The organism is Flavobacterium sp. AC274 (assembly GCF_979258275.1).
Genome location: NZ_OZ409852.1, coordinates 2,539,149 through 2,560,733, shown reverse-complemented (window position 1 = coordinate 2,560,733; position 21,585 = coordinate 2,539,149). Strand labels below are relative to the sequence as shown.

The following is a 21,585-nucleotide window of genomic DNA, read 5'->3' as shown; positions in this document are numbered from 1 at the left end:
TGCGGCACATCATTTTTATACAAATAATCATGCGTTCGTTTACTGTTTTCGATAAGCCAGTCGTTATCTCCGCAGGAAATCCAGAGTAGTTTTAATTTCTTTTTTGCCTCTTCGGGATTGGGAAGTAATTCTTGCGGTGCTTTAGTATTTGGAGCTGCTGAAAAAGCGCCAACCCAGGCAAATTTATCTAAATTACCCAATCCGAAATTCAACGATTGTCCGCCACCCATTGATAAGCCGGCGATGGCGCGGTGTTCTCTGTCTTTCAAAACCGGGTATTTTTTTCGATAAACGGAATCAGGTCGTTTAATAAATCTTTTTCGAAAACAGCAAAAGCTTGAACTTTATCCGGTGCCATTATATTACCTGTTGCGCTGTCATCTTTCATTGCCCTGCCGTTTGGCATGACCACAATCATGGGTTCAATTTTTCCTTCTGCAAAAAGATTGTCTAATATAATTTGCGGATTCGCTCCGTTCAACCATTCTTTTTCATCGCCGCCTATTCCGTGTAAAAGATACAAAACCGGATATTTTTTCTTTTTATTAAATCCCGGAGGTGTGTAAACTGTTGCTTTTCTTGTAGAACCAACCGTTTTAGATTCATAAGAGATCGTTTCTATTTTTCCCGACGGAATACTGTTATTTAACTGATCAAAACCTAATGGAGCCTGCACTATAAAAAGCGATTTTCCATCAGCCAATTTATATCCCAATAATGAAAGCATTTTATCAGCATAACGTCTTCCTAAGTCTCTGTAACCTGCAGCATTAAAATGCAAAAAGTCAGGTTCTGCCGTACATCCTTTAGATGAAATAACATACGAATTGGGAATCGTTTTTGGCAATGTCGCAATAATTTTATTCATGCTGCCACATTTACCGTTCTGGTCTTCGTCTACAGTTTCCCCCGAAAGCAAAGGCACTTTTTTCGGATCCAGATTCAGGTCTTTTATCAAATTATCGTAGACGATTTTTACTTTTTTCGGCCAAAGTGTATCGCCGGTATTAGATTCTCCCTGATGTAATAAAACACCTTTAATAACTCCTTTTTCTGTGCTATTTTTGCCAGTTCGACCAATCTTGCATACGGATTTTCATCGTATTCTTTTAGAATGCCTTTCATCCAGTCTGGCGCTGTTGCTACATATTCTGCTGTTTTATCTTTATCAAAAAGTTCAATTTTGCATCCTCCAACGGCTACATTGATTACGCCAACTTTTATATTTTTAGGCAGATTCGCTACCAGATTTCGTCCAAAATAATCAACTGGAGTTAGTCCGGTACTGCAACGGCACAATGGCGGTATGGCGGTGTACCAATTTCCTTTTTCACGTTTCAGTTCAGGACAATTGACGGCTTGTAAAACCTGAAATCGATCATCGACACCCAATTTATCCTGTGGTTCTATTTTGGCATATCCTTCCATGTTTGACTGACCAAAACTCAGATAAACATGAAAATCAGAATCCTGAGAATACCCTTTTTGCGCTATTGAAAAAAGAACTGTAAAGGCGAAAAACCTAAGTATTGATTTCATTGTTGATTTGTTTTTATTATCAAAAAATCATTTTAATCGAATTCAAAATATGCAAGCTGTTATTTAAAGAAATTGAGATCTACTGTTTCTCCCATCTTAAGATAACCCGCTTCGTTTGGATGCAAAAAATCTCCGTCGTGCAAGTTAGATAAGATCGTTTTTGAACCTTCTTCTGAAACCATTGCTTTATCAAAATCAATTACAGCATCAAAGGCTTTACTATTTCTAATCCAGGCATTTACAATATCACGGGCTTCTTGTTTGTGGGGCGCATCGTAAAATGATTTTTGAAATGGCAAAATGGTACAGCCGTAGACTTTAATTCCTTTTGCATGTGCTTTGTCAATCATAACTTTATACGCTTCAATAAGTTCCTTTGCTTTTATTGGTGCATCTTCGGGATTTTTAATTCCTCCAATATCGTTGATGCCTTCCAGAATTACGAGCCATTTTGTGCCTTTTTGAGATAATACATCCCGATCAAAACGACTTAGTGCCGTTGGGCCTAATCCGCCTTTTACGACACAATTTCCTCCAATTCCTAAATTCAAAACGCCTATTTTTTCTGTTCTTTTATTGGCAGATAATCGTGCCGATAAAATATCTGTCCAGCGATTTTGCTTATTGGTTCCTGAGCCTCGACCGTCTGTAATAGAATTTCCCAAACAAACGATATTCGCAGTCGATTTATCAGAAACAACATCCAGTCCCATAATCGAATACCAGTGATCTGTTTTTATGGCGCCATCAAAAGCTGCATTTTGAATTTGATCTCCTTCAAGAATATAAGAAGTCGTTCGTGAACCGGGATGTCCTGATGTTTTTTGCGATGTATTTCCGTAATGAATCGTAATCGCTAAAAGCTGTCCGGGCTGTAATTCAAAATCAAAAGCATCTGAAAAAATATCCTGTTCCGGATTTATCGTTACTTCGGATTTTCCATTAAAACGAAGTTCCTTTTGGGTTTTAGCATCAACAATCGGTGCATCGATAACATTGGCCACACTAACCGATTTTAAAACCGTTTGTTGATCGCTAAAAATATTAGAGAAACGCAATCTCATACGTTTTCCTCCAATAGAAACCCTTATAATTTGTCGAAGTGTATTTTCTGAAAGTCCCGGAGCGGGTGGCATATTGTTGGGTTCGACCAGCATTTGCGCGCAAGCCCAGGTTCCGACCCAATTCTCCATTTTTGATTTGCTTTGTGCTAATATCTGACAACTCAAAATCAAAAAGAAGAGCTGCAAAAACAACAATCCTTTAAAATGTTCCTTTTTCATATTTCATTTTTATTGTGGCTGAGCATCATTTGCAGCCGTTGCGTACAATCCTACCAACGCTCCTGTAAAACCTCCGGCCACATTGGTTGAAAGAATATCGCCTGAAACTGGTTCGCCTAAATTTTTAAAATCAGTACCGTTTAGCGCATAACTAAATTCGTAACTGTCTTCGGTTGCTTTTACTTGTAATCGTATATTTTTTTGATTTCGATTTTGGCACTTGCCATTATTTTCGACTGTCCTTTTTCTGTTCTTTCTAATAAAATATAGGTGTCTTTTCCTTTTTTTGTGATGCCAAAAACATAATTAAAACGCTCGTTTTGCAAACATGTAATTCCTGCCAAATCTTTTTCTGATTCTGGTTTGTAATCTATTGTCGTGGCAAAAGAGAACGTGTTGTGCATTTGTCTGTAAAAAAGTGTCGAAGTGGGTTTCAGTTCTTTAATATTGACTTCGAAAGGATTAATCTGAAGTCCTTTTTTGGTTACGGAAATAAAATTTTCACGCGGGCCTCTCAATCCGATCCATCTGTAATCTAATTTATCAGAAGTAAAATTTTCGGTGAATGTAAAATTGCCATTCGGAAAAAATCCGCCTTTGCCTGTTTTGTTTTCGGTAACGCCTTTTGGCATTTTAATTTTTGGTTCTAAAGGCACTAATCCGTTTTCAAAAACCGGAAAAGTTCCTGACCAGTCTACCGGAAGCATAAAAGTTTCGCGTCCTGTATTTACTCTGTCTTTATCATTCGGGCGAACGCCTAAAAATACACCGTAATATTTATTATCAGGTCCAAGTACTAAATCGGCATGTCCTGCCCAGTCTACTTTGTCTTTTCTGTTTTGCGGAAAATATCTTTGGGTTAGAATCGGGTTGTTTGATGCTGGTTTAAAAGGCCCTTTTGGACTATCGCTGATAAAAATAACTTCACTGTGATTTCCTCCTGTACCGCCTTCGGCACACATTAAATAATAATGACCGTCTTTTTTATACAAATGCGGCGCTTCTATCCAGATTGGTTTTTTAGAAAGGTCTACTCCGCCATCTACGATAATTTTATCCGTTCCTTTAATAACCTCATCTTTTTCCAGATCGTATTCCCAAACTTTAATAACACGATGACCTTCATATAATTGCTTTCCTTTATCGGGAGCATCATTATGAACAATGTACCCTTTTCCGTTATCATCAAAAAAGATACAAGGATCAATTCCGTCAAAACCTAATTTTATAGGGCTTCCCCAGCCTTTCATTGGGTCTTTTGTTTTTACTATAATATTGCCCAGACCTCCTGAAAAGGCGGTTACAATCATATAGAAAGTGTCATTATGAGGATTATAAGTTATTCCAGGTGCATAAACGCCCTGGCTTATACCTGTATCGTGCGGATTAAATTCGGAGACTTTATTTAATACGCCTCCAAGGTCTGTCCAATTTACTAAATCTTTAGAATGAAAAATGGGCACGCCTGGAAACATAGCAAATGAAGAACACACCATAAAATAATCATCACCTTTTCTGGTAATTGCCGGATCCGGATAACATCCCTGTAAAACGGGAGAATAAAACTCATCTGGTTTTAATGGATTATTTTTATAAATATTATCATTTCCCTGATACACAACATTCGAAAAAACAGGCGGTTTAACAGTCTGTTTTCCGGTAATGGTATCTTTAACTACAACTCCTTTAAAAGAAAAGAGAAATGATAATGCTAGTGAGAGAATTAATAGTTGTTGTTTCATTTTTGTTTTTTCTTATTTTTTTAATGTGGATAAAGTGGGTTTATTGGAACGCGGATGACGCGGATTTAAACAGATTGTCGCTGATTTTTTTATTGAAAATCTGATAAATCTGCTTAATAAAACAAACAAATCCGTTTAAATCCGCGTCATCCGCGTTCCATTTTTATTTCATTTTCAAATCAATATCCCTTATATCCTTGCTGCGTTTTACAAGGTAAAAGCCGAGGGAATTATCCCTCGGCTAAACTTAACTAACTTATAAATTTATTTACTTCAAAATATTTATTAATTGTATCCCGGATTCTGGTACGTTTTTTTATCTGCATCAGACATTTCCATACCGTCTATTTGCCCTTGCGGAATAGGACGCAGATAGTGATATGGCTCTATTGTTCTGGTAATAACCTCTGGTGTATGCTGACCGTAATTTGATCCGCCAATTGAATATTTACCTGCAATTTCATTCCATTTTTGAGTTCTTACTAAATCGTACCAACGGTATCCTTCGCCATAATATTCGCGCGAACGCTCTGCCAGAATGTAATTAATATCAATTACGGCAGGAGTTGTGTTTGTTAACAAAGCACTATTATCGGCCGTTTTTGCTACTTTACCATTATTGTCCCAACGCCATTTTCCTGCGCGGGCTCTGATTACATTGATAAGATCTCTGGCAGACATGCCGCCAGCTGCTCCTTTTACTGCTGCTTCTGCCGCAACAAAATAGAGTTCAGAAAATTTAGCAACCGGATAAGGTCTTGTGCTTCCCGCATTTGGCTGTCCTAATCCTCCTGCATTATCTGTACGGTATGGCCCTAATTTCCATAATCCCGGATATACGATTCTGCTTATTCCCATTGGAGAAATTACATAATCAGATCTGCCTGGTAAAACTCCTGCTCCAACACCATTATCTCCTGCTCCTGTAGGATATGTAATTGCCGTTGCAGGTTCATCATTAAGAAAAGTTACAATAGCATCGCCTGGTTTTACAGGTAACCCGTTAGCATTATACAATGTTGGTACATCGGTTAATCCGGTTCCAAGTAAATTCCAGTTCCCACGATATACGGCTGCAAATGTTCCGTCGTATCTTGAATCGTTTGTTTTATCTGCAAAAGTTTTGGTAAAGACTTCTATAGGAGGTACCATTCTTACCCATGGACGTCCTAAAAACTGATCGGCCGCTCTTTGTACAGTCGAAACCGCAGCTCCTGATGCATTTTTACTTCTTATAGATGTGTAATTAAATGTTCCCATCCAGCCTGCAAAATTATCCGGCGCGCCACCGCTTCCGTATGTAAGACTTGCTCCATTGTAATATTCGCTTTCTTCTGTATGATCTGCATAAAGCATAATTTCTTTGTTGCGATCATTAGAACCTAAATTTACATCATAATAGTAAGGCAATAATCCATAAGTTCCCGGATTATTAATTCCGTCTAATGCGATGTTGTAAGCTTCTTGAAAATACCATTGTGCATTATGACCATCAGGATCTGTTCTTGGTGTATCAGGATAGGTTGGAATATTGTTTGGATTTTCCAGCCACCATGCATATGTCAGATATGCTTTTGCTAACATTAAACGAGCCAGCGTTTTAGTTGCCGTACCAGTTAACCTTGGCGCATCCGGTAATTCATTTACAGCTGCTACCAAGTCCGGAAAAATAGCTTTTGTATAAACTTCACTTACTGTATTTCGTTTTGAAGATCTTGATGGCTTGCTATTAAATTTTAGTTCTCCAGATCCTAAATCTAAAGGCACACCACCAAAATTTTGTACTAATAAAAAATAATCAAAAGCTCTAAAGAATTTAGATTCTGCAATTAAGCTATTTGCGATACCTACTGCGGCTGCATTTTCAATAATACCACTTGCTGTATTGATATCATTATAAGAGTTATTCCATACCACATCGGCTCTGCTTGAAGCAGGATTTATAACCCCAACTCCGGATAAATCATGATCTTTGAAATTCCCATCAGCTTGCTGTCCATATGTATTTTCATCTGTTCCTGTTTGCACAGAATTATAATAATAGGCCTGCCCGTATATCCATCGTAAATGGGCATAATGTGAGGTCAATCCCTGTATAACTCCCTGTTCCGTTTTAAAATAGCCAGGCTCATAAAAATCATGTGGTTTTTCTTCTAAAATATCAGAGCAGCCCGCAAAGGAGAACAAAGCTACTGATCCTATAAGTAATCTTTTAAAAATATATCGTTTCATAGTTGTTCCTGATTAAAATGTGAAATTAAGTCCGAATAAAAAGTTTCTGGTTGAAGGTGTATTGGTTCCAATAACCGTAAATCTACGTTGGTAAGTACCTGTTACGGCCTGATTTTCATCTCCAAAAGAATTTGTTTCAGGATCCATTCCTGATTTTCTATTGTAAGGAGAGAAAAGTACAAATGGATTTTGCGCTGTAAAATAAAGTCTCAGCTTCTGTATCCCTAAACTTCTCATAAATTCCTGATCTAAAGTATATCCAAGAGTTAATGCCCTGATTTTTACGTATGATGCATCAAAATATCCCATCGTAGAAATGTATTTTGGGTTATCTCCACTTCTAATCCCTCTTGGATTTGGATATTCAGCATCTCTGTTATCCGGAGTCCAGTAATCTACATCAACATTACTTCTTCTTCCGTTAAGAAGATTCAGGTAACTGTTTCCTCCGTAAAGTGTACTGATTAAAACACCGCCGCTTTTGAATGCTCCAACGGCAGAAAAATCAAAACCTTTATACGTTAAATTGGTATTAAAACCTCCCTGAAAATCCGGGTCAGTTTCTATTATTTGTCTGTCATTTCCGTTGATGGCACGTGTTGGTGAACCATCCGGATTAAAATCTCCTGCATATTTTACTTTAATAGATCCTACTACTGTTCCTTGTTGGTTGATACCGGTTGGTCCAGGTTCGTATATAGACATATAAGGATCACCTTCCTGCCAGATGCCTACTTTTTCATAATCATAAATAGAATTGATATTATAACCTACGAACCAGGAATTAGCCTCATCTCTTTGAGCTCCGGAAGCAAGTTTAACTAACTTATTTTGATTGGCATATAAATTAACCCCAACTGTCCAGCTCAACCCTTTTGGATTATCAAGAATAACTCCGTTTAAAGCAATTTCGTAACCTTTGTTTTCAGTTTCTCCAACATTACCAACATAACCGCTAACTCCGTTTGTTGCCGGAAGATTTACTCTTTGCAGCAAATCTTTTGTATTTGTTTTGTAATATTCGATTGTTCCTGATAAACGATTATTAAGGAAAGCGAAATCCAGTCCGTAATTCCATGTTGTCGAATATTCCCATCCTAAATCGGGATTAGGCAATGTTGTAACATATACACCTGTAGAATTAGTCGTTCCAAAATTATAAGGTCTTGTACTTAAAGCTCCCAAAGTTTGATATGGATCTACGGCCTGATTAGAAGTTTCACCGTATCCTGCACGCAATTTTAGCAAATTAACCCATGAAAGATTTTTCATAAAAGATTCATTAGACATGGTCCATCCTGCAGAAACCGCCGGATACGTAACCCATTTATTTCCTTTTGCTAATCTTGATGAACCATCTGAACGAATTGTTCCCGAAATAAAATATTTATTATCGTATGAATACATCGCTCTTGCCATATAAGAACTTAATCCCCATTGTGTGTAATCCTGATCTGCAGGGTTTATAACTGCTTCTTCCTCACTCTGACCCAAGTTGTAAAATTGAAATGCATCAGAAGTAATTCCGTTTCTGGCGATTCTTGAAGTATTTCCTGTAAATTGCTCATTCGAATACAATCCCACAAAATTTACGGTATGCTTTTCAGCAAAAGTTTTATCGTATGTGATCAAATTTTCAATAAGCCATTGTGTTGATAATGTATTGCTAATCCATGCATTTGAAATCGTGGTTGGATTTACATCAAAAACACCTTGTCCTTCATAGTAACCGCCATTTGATAAGCGTAGATTCAATCCGGTATTCATACGATATTTCAAACCTTCAACTCCCGGTATTTTTACTTCAGCAAAAATATTATTGTACGAACTAAAAGCTCTTGTCTGGTTCACATAAGACTCGCCAAGATTATTAATAGATTCTCTGGTGTAAACCCAGTTTTCATCAGCACCCATTCTCACAGTTCTTTTTAAAGATCCATCTGGATTATATGGATTTGCCAAAGGAGAGGTTCCTAAAACAGTACCTGTACCGATGTTGTCTCCGTTGGTAACAGAGTAATTACTATTGGTATTAAATCCCATACGAAAAGAACTTCCTAATTGCTGATCTAAGCCTGCTCTCAGGCTAAAACGTTCGTATTTTTGACCAGGTAAAACAGATTCTTCTTTATAATATCCTAAACCTGCATTATAAGCTCCGTTCTCACTACCTCCTGAAACACTTACATCATGACTAATCATTTCGCCAGCTCCGTAAAGTGAATCCTGCCAGTCTGTATTAGTGCTTCTTGATTCATCAATACCGTCTGTATATAAAGTTGAATAATCACGAAGTGCTCCAAATTTAGCAGCATCCATCATATCATATTTCCCAAAAACCTGCTTGATACCACTAAATCCATTATAGTTAAAAGTAGCTTTTTGATTTTTACGTCCTTTATTACTTGTAATTAATATAACCCCGTTTGCTCCACGTGAACCATAAATAGCAGTTGCAGAGGCATCTTTTAAAACATCTACAGATTTTATATCCACAGGATTTATATCTCCGATTGAACCTGCAAACGGAACTCCGTCTAAAACAATTAATGGATCATTGCTCCCTGTTAAAGATCTGGTTCCGCGTATGCGTATCTGCATTGCTGCTCCCGGTTTGGTCGAAGTTTGAGTTAAGTCAACACCGGCGAGCCTTCCTTGTAAAGCCTGCGTTACGTTGGCAGCAGCAACTTGATTTAATTCACCGCCTCCAATAGAAGCTACAGATCCCGTTACAGCTTCTTTCCTTTGCGTTCCGTACCCGATAACAACTACTTCTTTTAATTGAGCAGAATCTTCTTCAAGACTTACATTAATTTTGCTTTGTCCGTTTACAGCTACTTCTTTGTTTCTTAAACCTATAAAACTGAAAACAAGAATACCATTGGATGGGACATCGATAGTATAAGTACCGTCAAAACCAGTACTTACACCAGTTTTAGTTCCTTTTAAATTTACATTAGCTCCCGGAATTGGACCATTTGCATCTGACACGGTTCCGGTAACTTTTGTCTGCGCACCCGAATGGAGTGAAAACGCAAACATTAAGATCAAAAAACAAAAGCATTTTAGATGCTTCGATTTACTTGTAACAAAAGAGTTAGTCATAAAAATTGATTTAGATAGTTATAATTTGATTGGTTTAGTTAATAAGTGTACTTATAACAAATATAAAGAAAAGCAATTAATACACAATCGGTTGTTTGTTATTTTTTTAAATAATCTATAAAAAAACATACTTTAAAAAACATTCTAAGTAATTTTAAGACCTAAATAGTGTGCAATATTCATTATTAGAATTATTTTTGCTACTAATTTTGACAATATTGCTGTATAACTTCTATTTAGTTAAAAAAAGCATAAAAAATAAAAAAAGTAAAAACGATCATGTTTTTACTTAAAAATAGTAATTTTTTAATGTAAAAATATTGTTAAAATAAAAAACTAAAAGATAATAGATCAGTGTATTTGCTCTTAATCATTAAATATTAGTTCTGAAAAGTAATCAGAACAACAGAAAAAGCAATCGGTTGTTATAAAATTAAAAAAAGCTCCTTTCAAATTAAATTCGAAAGGAGCTTTTTATGGAATTGAAATTTAGTAAAATCAGTAAAAATTGATGTACTAAACTGATAGTAAGAATATTATAATTTCATTTTTTTAGCATCTTCAATAAATTGGTTCAATCCAATATCGGTTAACGGATGTTTAAGTAATCCTTTAATAGCAGAAAGCGGTCCGGTCATAACATCTGACCCAACTTTTGCACAATTTACAATGTGCATTGTATGTCTGATCGAAGCCGAGAGAATCTGAGTTTTGTATTCATAATTATCATAAATTTCTCGTATCTCTTCAATCAAATGCATTCCATCTGTTGAAATATCATCGAGCCTTCCTAAAAACGGAGAAACATAGGTAGCGCCTGCTTTTGCTGCCAGTAACGCCTGTCCAGCAGAAAACACTAAGGTAACATTGGTTTTGATTCCTTTTGATGAAAAATATTTGCATGCTTTTACGCCATCACCTATCATTGGTAACTTAACCACAATTTGCGGATGAAGTTTGGCAAGTTCCTCGCCTTCTCTTACCATTCCGTCATAGTCTGTCGAAACAACTTCTGCAGAAACATCTCCATCTACAATATTGCAAATGTCCAGGTAATGTTTCAAAATATTATCTTTTCCTGTAATTCCTTCTTTCGCCATCAACGAAGGATTTGTCGTTACACCATCCAGAACGCCCATTTCCTGCGCTTCTTTAATGTCTTGTAAATTGGCTGTGTCAATAAAAAATTTCATTTTTTTGGTTTTAATTTGGTTAGTATTTAGTTTGTCATCCTGACGAAGGAAGGATCTCCGCTTACAGCATCGACAAAGATTGACATATTTGATTGTAGAGCTACTTGCGGAGATTCCTCGTTTCCTCGGAATGACAAAACTACCTCTAACAGCTAATAGTTGTTGCGCACATCTTTGTCAAAGCTCTAAACTTCGACAAAGATTACACACAAAATAGTTATCAAAATAGTTATTTTAGTTTTTAACCTTCTACAACTATCACTTTAATTATATATATTGATTGATAATGTTTTCAAACAATTCCTGTTTCCCGCTTTGCAATGACAATTCACCATTTTGGTTGGCAATGTCATACAAATCTTTAAGGTTTAATTTTCCATCAGCAAAATCTTTTCCTTTTCCAGAATCGAAAGAGCTGTATCTTTCTTTTCTTAATTTTTCATATGGAGAAGAAGTAATAATTTTATCAGCCGTCAATAATGCTCTTGCAAAAGTATCGGCACCACCAATATGAGCAAGGAAAACATCTTCAAGATCAGTAGAATTTCTTCTGATTTTGGCATCAAAGTTTACACCACCTCCTTGTAATCCACCAGCTTTTAAGAAAACAAGCATTGCCTCTGTAGTTTCCTGAATGTTGTTCGGGAATTGATCTGTATCCCAGCCATTTTGGTAATCACCTCTATTAGCATCGATACTTCCTAACATTCCTGCTTTTGCAGCTACTTCCAATTCATGTTGAAAAGTATGTTGTGCCAATGTTGCGTGGTTTACTTCAATATTGATTTTGAAATCTTTATCCAAACCATATTCTTTCAAAAATCCAATCGCTGTTGCAGAGTCAAAATCGTATTGGTGTTTTGATGGTTCCATTGGTTTTGGCTCAATAAAGAAAGTTCCTTTAAAACCTTGTGATCTTGCATAATCTCTCGACATTGTTAAAAACTTTGCCATGTGATCTAATTCTCTTCCCATATCCGTATTTAAAAGAGACATATAACCTTCTCTTCCGCCCCAGAATACGTAGTTTTCTCCGTCTAAAGCAATTGTTGCGTCAAGCGCTAATTTTACTTGTCCGCCTGCTCTTGCCACTACATTAAAGTCTGGATTTGTAGCTGCTCCGTTCATAAATCTTGGATTTGAGAAACAGTTTGAAGTTCCCCAAAGCAATTTAATTCCTGATTCTGCTTTTTTCTGTTTTAAATATTCTGTAATCGTTGCCAAACGTTTTTCTGATTCCGCAAAAGTTGGTCCTTCAGCAATCAAATCATAATCGTGAAAACAGAAATAATCAAATCCCATTTTACTGATAAATTCAAACGCAGCATCCGCTTTATCTTTTGCTGCCTGAATTGGATCTGATGATTGATCCCACGCAAATTTCTGCGTTCCCGGTCCAAACGGATCACTTCCTTGTCCGCAGAACGTGTGCCAGTACGCAATCGCAAATCTAAAGTGCTCACGCATTGTTTTTCCCGCCACAACCTGTTCCGGATTGTAATATTTAAATGCTAACGGATTATCAGATTCCTTGCCTTCAAATTTTATCTGGCCTATGCCTTTGTAATATTCTTTATTGCCTAAAACTACCATTTCTTTATTTTTTATGTGTTAATATTAATTCTAATTCCTGTTTCCATTTTGCATAAGCCTTTGCATACGGTTCTGCATTTTTTAGTGGTAAAAAGGTCATTACGTGATCGTTGGTCGTAATACTTGAACCAAATTTATTGTAATCACCATCTTTTAAACCCACTGCTCTCGCCGCTCCTACTGCGCCGGTTGTATTGTAAATTTCAATTTCGTGCCCGATTAAAGTTGCTACAGTATTCGAAAAAATCTCCGAACGGAACAAATTATCATTTCCGGCTCTGATTACATTTATCGTCGCATTATCATCCTTTAAACATTCCATTCCGTACACGAATGAAAAAGCAATTCCTTCAAGAGAAGCTCTGAACAAATGTGCGCTATTGTGAATATTCAAGTTGAGATTTAAAAAGTGTGTTCCGATGTTTTTATTGTTGAACATACGCTCTGCGCCATTTCCAAACGGAATCACGACAACGCCATCAGAACCTACATCAATTTTAGACGCTTTACGGTTCATCGATTCGTAGGTTTCGTCGCCCATATTATTACGCAGCCAACGATACTGAATTCCGGCTCCGTTTATGTTTAAAAGTTTTCCAACTCTTGGTGTTTTTTCTTCGTAATTAACGTGCACAAAATTGTTTACACGAGTGCTTTTTCCCGAAGACATTTCGCTAATGGCATAAAAAACACCTGAAGTTCCTCCCGTTGCAGCGACTTCTCCAGGATTCAAAACATTCAAAGCCAAGGCATTATTAGGCTGATCTCCCGCTCTGTAAACCACCGGAATCCCCACAGGAAGTCCCGCTTCTTTCGCGCCTTTCTCGTTTAAAATCCCCTGATTTGTGAAGTTCTCAACAATATCCGGCGTTAATGATTGATCGATTCCGTAATAGTCCAAAAGCCAGTTGGCCACTTTGTTTTCTTTATAATCCCAAAGCATTCCTTCAGACAAACCATTTTTTGTAGTGGTAATTTCTCCTGTAAGTTTCAAAGCAATATAATCGCCCGGAAGCATGTATTTGTAAATTTTGCTATAGATTTCAGGTTCGTTTTCTTTGACCCATTTTAGTTTCGAAGCCGTAAAATTTCCCGGAGAATTCAATAAATGCTGCATGCATTTTTCTTCTCCAATTTCGGCGAAAGCCTCGTTACCAATTTCCACCGCACGGCTGTCGCACCAAATAATCGAGTTTCGAAGTGCATTTCCTTCTTTGTCCACAATAACCAATCCGTGCATTTGGTACGAAATACCCACTCCCGTAATTTTTGAAGCTTCAATATTGGCCTCACGAATCGCTCTTTTAGTTGCCGTACAAATGTGCTGCCACCAAATTTCCGGATCTTGTTCTGCCCAATCAGAATGAAGGGCGACAATTTCCATTTCGTTTTGAGGTTCATTCAAAACGATTATTTTTTTCCCTGTTTCAGCTTCAACCAAAGCTACTTTTACAGAAGAACTTCCAATATCATATCCTATATAATACATAACTTATAATGATTCTCTTAAAATTAAATTTGTTGGCACATAACTCTGCATCACTTCATCATGCGTAATAAATGCGGCCGCTTTTGTTCCTATTGCATTAAAATCAGTCGATACGACCGAAATTCCTTTGTATATAAATTTTTTCATTGGCGTTTCGTTATACGACAAAAAACCAACATCTTCTCCAGGCTCCAAATCCTTCTCTTTGCATTGTTCTAAAAAGTGACCTAAAATCCTGTCGCTTATGCTGATATACGCAATTCCTTTTTCGATATTAAACTTTTTGGCATCGGTAATAATTTCATTTTTAAAATTAAAATCGGTGCAAAACTTCTTAAAAACTGTACGGTTTCTTTGGGATGATTTGTATAATCCGGATAAATAAAATGAATGCTTTTATACTTTTTAAACAAATCAGCAGCTTCTTTCAATGAACTGTAAAACGCTTTTCCAAAATCCTGAAAAACATAATTATTTTCTTTTTTCGAATGAATATTCCAATCAATCAAAAGCAATTTATCATTAGAAATAGCTGATAATGTTGGCGCTACATACTTGTGATCAAAATTCATCACCACGTATTTATAATACTTCCCAACACTATTATTAATGATGGTTTTAAAAACATCTATATTATAATGATGAAACTGTACATCTGTAATCACATTATCCGGCAAATTATTGACAAACGAATGATACAAAACCTCTTTATACGCCTTAAATGTGTCTAAAACCAAAAGCACTTTTCTGGTTTCTCCCGAAACATAATAACCTTTATTCGGCACAGAATCAATAACATTCTGATCTTTTAAAATTGAATATGCTTTAAAAACCGTATCTCTCGACAACTGATTTTCTTTACAAATCGCATTTACAGACGGAAGCAAATCTCCCTTTTGCAAAATATTCTCCGCAATAGCATTATTAATTCCGTTTACCAACTGCTGGTATTTCGGAACATCACTATCGTGATTGATAACAAATACAAATTTTTCCTGTTCTTCTTTTAGCATACTGTTCCGTTCTGTTCTGGTATGCTAAATTAGTGAATCCAACTTTATAAAAAAATACTTTTTCGTCCTAAATTGTTATGTTTTCAAAGCTCCAAAAGAGCGATATTACCTAGAGATGCCACCCCGCTGGGGTTTCTAATAAATTGAAATGCCAAGTCTATAAATATGACGTCCCGTTGGGACTATTCAAATTATTATTGATATTCTCTGAATTATTATCTAAACAATAAAAATAATTTGGGCGTGTCCCTCCGGGTCGGGCTATCCGCTGCAAGTCCTCGCACTTCCTTCGTCAGGCTGTGGGCTTTCCGCTACTATCCCTCACGCAACCGTAATCAAGACCAGACAAAACACTTCCTTAAAAATTAAAATTTATTTCTCTCTGTGATAACAATTCCTGATTTTGCAAATTCAAACTGTAAAACCTTGCAGCTCTGTGCGAAACATCTTCTTCCTTTTCATTCGAGTCATGTACAATTCCTGTCTGCAATAACTTTCTTCTAAAATTTGATTTATTAATCTCGATTCCTAAAATTTCTTCATACAAATTGATAACCTGCAAAAGGGTAAATTTCTCCGGCAATAAATTAAAACCAACGGCGCTTTTACATATATTTTTGCGTAATTCTTTTAAACTAAAATCTAATATTACTTTGTGTTTATCATTTAAACCGATAATTTCATTAATGCCAATCCATTTAACATTAGCATTAAACAAATCATCTTTGCTGTTATCGCGTTTTACCAAAGCATAATATGCGATCGAAATATCTTCCTGCGACGAAGAGTCTGACTGATAACTAAATGCCTTTAATTGCTCTAAGAAAAATTGATCGCCGTTAATGTAATTTTTCAAAATATTATGGGCTGTACTCAAAATTGTTTCCCCTTTTTTGATGTAATCATTCGCCAGTCCCCACGTTATAACTCCTTCATTGTCTTGTTGTTTTACCAATAAAACTTTAAGACTGTTGTTTTCAAAATTGAATATTACACAATCAATTTCAATTTTGTTTGTAATATATTGTCTGGCGATTTTTCTAACATTTTCATCTCCCTTTTTCATAGAAAATAAAATTTAAACATATTACTTTTTCTTTTCTTAATCTCCTGATCTTCTGATGCCGTATGGATCTATTGTAATAATTGAACCATCTTCCAGATAATCAATTTTGGTTACTTTCATACTTCGCAAATGCGTTACGCCTTTTGATAAACTCGAATCGTGGTAAAACAAATACCAGTCATCCTCAACTTTACAGATAGAATGGTGCGATGTCCAGCCCACAACCGGATTCAAAATGCGCCCCTGATAGGTAAACGGCCCATACGGACTGTCGCCAATCGCGTAACAAATAAAATGCGTATCGCCTGTTGAATACGAAAAATAATATTTGTCGTTGTATTTATGCACCCAGGAAGCTTCAAAAAAACGTCGGTCGTTGTCTCCGGCTAATAAAATTTCTCCGTTTTCATCGAGGATTTTAATCTCTTTTGGTTCTTCTGCAAACTCCAGCATATCGTCTGTCAGCAAGGCCACAATTGGTCCTAAAGCAGGTTCATTTGCAAGCGGTTCTTCCTGATTTGAATCGTAGGTATTGTTTCTGTATTTTTGAAGCTGTCCACCCCAAATACCGCCAAAATAGATATAATGTTTTCCGTCGTTATCTTCAAAAACAGCCGGATCGATACTATAACTTCCTTTAATAGCTTCAGGTTCAGGTAAAAATGGTCCAACTGGAGAATCGCTTATCGCAACCCCAATCTGGAAAATTCCGTTAGTACGTTTCGCTGGAAAATACAAGTAAAACTTTCCGTTTTTACAGGCCGCATCCGGTGCCCACATTTGTTTTTCGGCCCAGGCCACATCATCAACATGAAGCGCAACTCCGTTATCAACTGTTTCTGCATTAATGTTTTCCATCGAAAAAACATGGTAATCTTCCATTCCAAAATGGTCGCCATTATCGTTAAACGGAATCCCGGCATCAATGTCATGCGACGGATAAATATAAATTTTACCATTAAAAACATGCGCCGACGGATCTGCGGTATAAATATGCGAAACCAAAGGCTGCGAAATGGCTTTTTTATTAATTTGCTCGAAATTAATTTGTTCAGTACTATCTTCAGGCATAGTCGTTTTTGTTTTATAAAATAATTAAGTTCTTCTTTCTTTTAAATCAGATTCAATCTGCACTTCCATATTTTTATCGATTTTATAGAAAAATAATAGCGCAACACCAATTAAAAAAGGTATCGCGGGAAAAATACTCACCAATAATTTGATTCCGTTTATAGCAATCGCGGTTTGACCCGAAGCATTTGGCACATAATCAAAAAAGCCTAAAAATGAAGTAGTTAAAGCTCCACCAATACTCAATCCGGCTTTTAAACCCACCATCATGGCCGAGAAAATAATAGCCGTTGCACGACGGTTATTCAGCCATTCTGAATAATCGGCAACATCTGCAATCATCGCCCACAAAAGCGGAATCGTTATTCCGTAGAAAAATCCGTGTAAAATCTGGGAGAAAAACATAAAGCTGATGGCGTTTGCCGGAAAGAAATAAAATGCAATAATAAATAGGGTCGAAATGAATAAAAACAATCCGAAAATATTTCGTTTTCCGTATTTGTCAGCCAGACTTTTAGATAACGTAATTCCAACAATCATGAAGATAATTCCGCCCGCATTAAACAATCCGAAACCGGCAGAAACAGGATCACTTCCAAAATAATTCAATTTTAAAGTGGATAAAACATCCAAAATCGGTTGTATAAAAATCGCAAGCTGGTCTTTGTCTACATAATTTTCAAAATAATACACATAAGAACCGCCTTTCATTGCCAATGTAATGAATACCAATGTGGTAAGACTTAACATAATGACCCACGGTTTGTTTTTCATCAAATCGCTTAAATCTTCTTTGATGCTTGATTTTTGTTCCGGTTTTGGAATAATACGTTCTTTTGTAGTTAAAAATGTGATTAACAACATGATGGTTCCAATAATTGCCAAAACGGTCATTACCTTTTCAATACCAACGGCTTTGTCGCCATTTCCGGCACTTTTGATGATCCCCAGCATAAAAACCTGAACAAAGAATTGCGCAAACATTACAGCCACAAAACGATACGCCGACATGCTGTTTCTTTCGCCCATATCGCCTGTAATAACTCCGCTTAAAGCAGAATATGGCAAATTATTACTCGCATAAAAAAGCAATAATAAAGTATAAGTAACAACGGCATAAATTACTTTTCCGTGATAAGAAAAATTGGGCGTTGTAAAAGCCAGTAAGGCAATCGCACCAAGCGGAATTGCAGTTATTAAAATCCAGGGTCTGAATTTCCCCCATTTTGTACGGGTTCTGTCTGCCAAAACACCAATAATCGGGTTGAAAACAAAAGCCGCAATTAAACCCACGACTAGCATAATTATAGAAGAATCTGTTGGCGATAAACCGTAGATATCTGTATAAAAATAAGCGAGATACGTCATCAGGGTCTGGAAAACCAAATTTGCCGCGAGGTCACCTAAACTGTAGCCGATTTTTTCTTTAATGGATAATTTTTGTGAAATGTAATTCATTCTTGGTGTGGTTATTTTTTTAGTTAGTTGATTCCTGAAAAGGTATATATTTTTTATCATTTCGAGAAACAAAATAACATACAGAGAGCGACGCACTACATGACTACATTATATGATTTCTCGTTCCTCAAAATGATAAATTCCTTAAAACAATCGGTTGTGTAAAATTATATAAAAAAACAGAATTCGCAAGTGCGTATTTAATTATTTCATTAAATCAAACAAAATACGCATTCGGTTGTGTACTTCGCAAAAAAAAGTTTTTTTTGCGAGAAAATTTTATTGTTTTATTTCTTTTAATTGGATTACGCTGTTGTACGCTTTTTTGGGCTTTAAGTCTCTATCAAATAACAATGGGTAATTTGTCCTACCTTTTATAGGCCAGTCGTTTAGCCAGGACTGCCCATCATGAACGCCCCAAAACGTAACGCGGCTAATTTTGTCTTTATGTTTTAAAAATAATTTAAAAATTGAAGCATAACGTTCTGCCAGTTTAACCTGCACAGAATCCGGAAGTGTTTTAGGATATGGATTCATTTTAGGATCTCCTTCAAATTTTTGATTTACATCGGCACCACTAAAATCCTTTGGATTTGGCAAAACCGAAATATCAAGTTCCGTAAAAGCCACTTTAATACCAAGTGCAGAATATTCTAAAATACTTTTTTCAATTTCTTCTAATGATGGATAACCCAATTTCCAATGTGCCTGAATCCCTACTCCATCAATTTTTCCTCCGCCAGCTTTTATTTTTTTGATTAATGCGATATTTCCCGCTCTTTTGGCCGGTTCTTCATTATTATAATCATTGTAATATAAATCGACTTTTGGGTCTGCAGCAGCAGCCAGTTTAAAAGCGTCTAACAGATATTGCTCTCCAAGTTTATCCAGAAAAATTGATTTTCTTAAAGTTCCGTCTTCGTTTAAAGCTTCATTCACCACATCCCACGAATCTATTTTGCCTTTGTATTTGGAAACAATTGTCGTGATATGATCTTTCATGAAAGCTTTCATTTCTGTGCTGTCCTTAATTTTTGCATCCATGGCGCCAACTGACTGTGCCAGATCAAAGTATGACCGTGAATGAACATTTTGTTCTTTTCTCCGTAAGCAATAAATTTATCCGTGAGAGCAAAGTCGTATTTATCTTTTTGTGGATGAATAAACATCGATTTCATGATATTTTCTGCTGTAATCGCATTAAATTCTCTTTCGATTAAGGAATCTTCGCTAGCGTTTTTTTCTTCAATCTGATAAGCACTCAGGGCAGTTCCAATATAAAAATCATTTTTGTAGCTGTCTTTTAAGGAAACAACTTCTTTTTCTTTTTGTGCATTACAGCTGTTTAAAACTACAACAGACAAAAGCAGTAGAGAGCGGTTAAGTAATCTCATTTTATGTGGTTTTAGGGTTAGTAGTTAGTACTTAGTTGCTAGTGCTTAGTTGTTTTTTGTACTTCTTTATTCTATTTTCTAAACTCTTTCTTCTTGCTTCTAGCTTCTTTATTCTATTTTCTATTTTCTAAACTATTGCTTCTTACTTCTTTCGATGATTGCTTACGCCAATTCTTTCAGCTTATAAGCAATACCCATTTCTAATCCTCTTAATTCAGCAAGACCTTTCAATCTTCCTGTTAAAGAATAGCCGGGATACGTTTCCTTGCCTTTATCCACTTCATGCAAAAAACCATGATCGGGACGCATTGGCAGACTAATTTTTGTGGAATTCATTAGCATTAAAATTTTCTCGACTATCCTTTCCATTTTGGTATCACCGTTTAAATGTTCTGATTCCCTAAAAATAGTTTCGCTTTCGCGGAAGGTATTTCGAAGATGCAAAAAGTGAATCCTGTCTCCGAAATCATCTATAATTCTCTCCAGATTATTTTTCGGATCTGCACCCAAAGAACCTGTACAAAAACACAATCCATTCGAATTTAAAGGAACTGCATTCAAAATAGCTTTAATATCTTCTTCGGTAGAAACAATTCTGGGCAATCCCAAAACCGAAAACGGCGGATCATCAGGATGAATCGCTAATTTAGCATCATGCATTTCAGCTACCGGAGCAACTTCTGATAAAAAATAATTCAGGTTTTCTCTTAGTTTTTGATTATCAATATTGGCATAATTATCTAATAAAGAGAGAATTTGTTCTGCCGTAAAATTGATTTTACTTCCCGGTAGTCCCAATAAAACATTCTTAAACAATAATGCTTTTTCGTCTTCAGAAAGTTTATTCCCAAATTGTAATGCGTTTTCTTTTTCTTTATCAGAATAATCATTTTCGGCATTGGGTCTTTTCAGCAAAAAAACATCAAAATAAATAAAAGCTTCCTGATTGTATAAAAGTGCCTTGCTCCCATCTTTATTAATAAAATTGTGTTCTGTTCGAACCCAGTCCAGAATTGGCATAAAATTATACGTAATGATTTTAATACCGCAATCTGCTAAGTTTTTGATGCTTATTTTATAATTTTCAATGTATTGCAGATAATTTCCGGTCGAACGTTTTATTTCTTCATGAACCGGTAAACTTTCTACAACTGTCCATTCTAAACCAGCATTTTTTATAATTTGCTGTCTTTCTTTAATATCTTCAACCGTCCAGATTTCGCCAACGGGAATTTGATGCAAAGCGGTAACAATTCCGGTTGCTCCGGCTTGTTTTATATCTAATAAACTTACGCTGTCATTTGGTCCAAACCAACGCATTGTTTGCTGCATTTTTATCATACTGAGTATTTTTTTTAATCTCGCAAAGTCGCAGAGTCGCAAAGTTTTTTCTTTTTTAAGCTTTAT

General features: G+C 36.1%; 12 protein-coding genes and 3 pseudogenes. All 15 read right to left on the bottom strand.

Translation table 11 applies throughout. The features are described 5' to 3' along the window. Positions 1-116: 116 nt before the first annotated feature. Positions 117-1,428, bottom strand: a pseudogene (locus ACZZZT_RS11815) (sialate O-acetylesterase); the annotation flags it as partial. Positions 1,429-1,598: 170 nt separating this feature from the next. Continuing rightward, the gene (locus tag ACZZZT_RS11810; protein WP_463460491.1) at positions 1,599-2,732 is read right to left on the bottom strand and encodes an SGNH/GDSL hydrolase family protein; all 1,134 of its coding nucleotides are present in this window, start codon (positions 2,730-2,732) and stop codon (positions 1,599-1,601) included. Positions 2,733-2,831: 99 nt separating this feature from the next. Beyond that, positions 2,832-4,564 (bottom strand): annotated as a pseudogene (locus ACZZZT_RS11805) (glycoside hydrolase family 43 protein). Positions 4,565-4,849: 285 nt separating this feature from the next. Next, positions 4,850-6,796 (bottom strand): RagB/SusD family nutrient uptake outer membrane protein, encoded by a 1,947-nt coding sequence (locus tag ACZZZT_RS11800; RefSeq protein WP_463460490.1) that lies wholly within the window; start codon positions 6,794-6,796, stop codon positions 4,850-4,852. A gap of 12 nt (positions 6,797-6,808) precedes the next feature. Beyond that, positions 6,809-9,901, bottom strand: coding sequence for a SusC/RagA family TonB-linked outer membrane protein (locus ACZZZT_RS11795; protein ID WP_463460489.1), 3,093 nt, complete (start codon positions 9,899-9,901; stop codon positions 6,809-6,811). Positions 9,902-10,437: 536 nt separating this feature from the next. Continuing rightward, positions 10,438-11,094 carry a fructose-6-phosphate aldolase gene (gene fsa, locus ACZZZT_RS11790; RefSeq protein WP_463460488.1) on the bottom strand — a complete coding sequence of 219 codons (657 nt, stop codon included), beginning with the start codon at positions 11,092-11,094 and terminating at the stop codon, positions 10,438-10,440. A 267-nt stretch (positions 11,095-11,361) separates the two neighbouring features. After that, a complete protein-coding gene (gene xylA / locus ACZZZT_RS11785) occupies positions 11,362-12,687 on the bottom strand; it encodes a xylose isomerase (RefSeq protein WP_463460487.1) in 1,326 nt (441 codons plus the stop codon). Between the two features lie 4 nt (positions 12,688-12,691). After that, complete coding sequence (locus ACZZZT_RS11780) at positions 12,692-14,176, bottom strand: xylulokinase (protein WP_463460486.1); 1,485 nt, start codon at positions 14,174-14,176, stop codon at positions 12,692-12,694. Positions 14,177-14,179: 3 nt separating this feature from the next. Next, on the bottom strand, positions 14,180-14,323 hold the full coding sequence (locus tag ACZZZT_RS11775; protein WP_463460485.1) for a hypothetical protein: 144 nt from the start codon (positions 14,321-14,323) through the stop codon (positions 14,180-14,182). A 95-nt stretch (positions 14,324-14,418) separates the two neighbouring features. Then, complete coding sequence (locus tag ACZZZT_RS11770) at positions 14,419-15,189, bottom strand: GntR family transcriptional regulator (RefSeq protein ID WP_463460484.1); 771 nt, start codon at positions 15,187-15,189, stop codon at positions 14,419-14,421. 358 nt (positions 15,190-15,547) lie between these two features. Beyond that, positions 15,548-16,255, bottom strand: coding sequence for an NUDIX hydrolase (locus ACZZZT_RS11765; RefSeq protein WP_463460483.1), 708 nt, complete (start codon positions 16,253-16,255; stop codon positions 15,548-15,550). A gap of 36 nt (positions 16,256-16,291) precedes the next feature. Continuing rightward, positions 16,292-17,326 (bottom strand): glycoside hydrolase family 43 protein, encoded by a 1,035-nt coding sequence (locus tag ACZZZT_RS11760; RefSeq protein WP_463460482.1) that lies wholly within the window; start codon positions 17,324-17,326, stop codon positions 16,292-16,294. Between the two features lie 24 nt (positions 17,327-17,350). Further along, positions 17,351-18,784 (bottom strand): MFS transporter, encoded by a 1,434-nt coding sequence (locus tag ACZZZT_RS11755; RefSeq protein ID WP_456312005.1) that lies wholly within the window; start codon positions 18,782-18,784, stop codon positions 17,351-17,353. 279 nt (positions 18,785-19,063) lie between these two features. Beyond that, a pseudogene (locus ACZZZT_RS11750) lies at positions 19,064-20,178 on the bottom strand (endo-1,4-beta-xylanase). A gap of 162 nt (positions 20,179-20,340) precedes the next feature. Then, complete coding sequence (gene uxuA / locus ACZZZT_RS11745) at positions 20,341-21,510, bottom strand: mannonate dehydratase (protein WP_463462415.1); 1,170 nt, start codon at positions 21,508-21,510, stop codon at positions 20,341-20,343. Positions 21,511-21,585 lie beyond the last annotated feature (75 nt).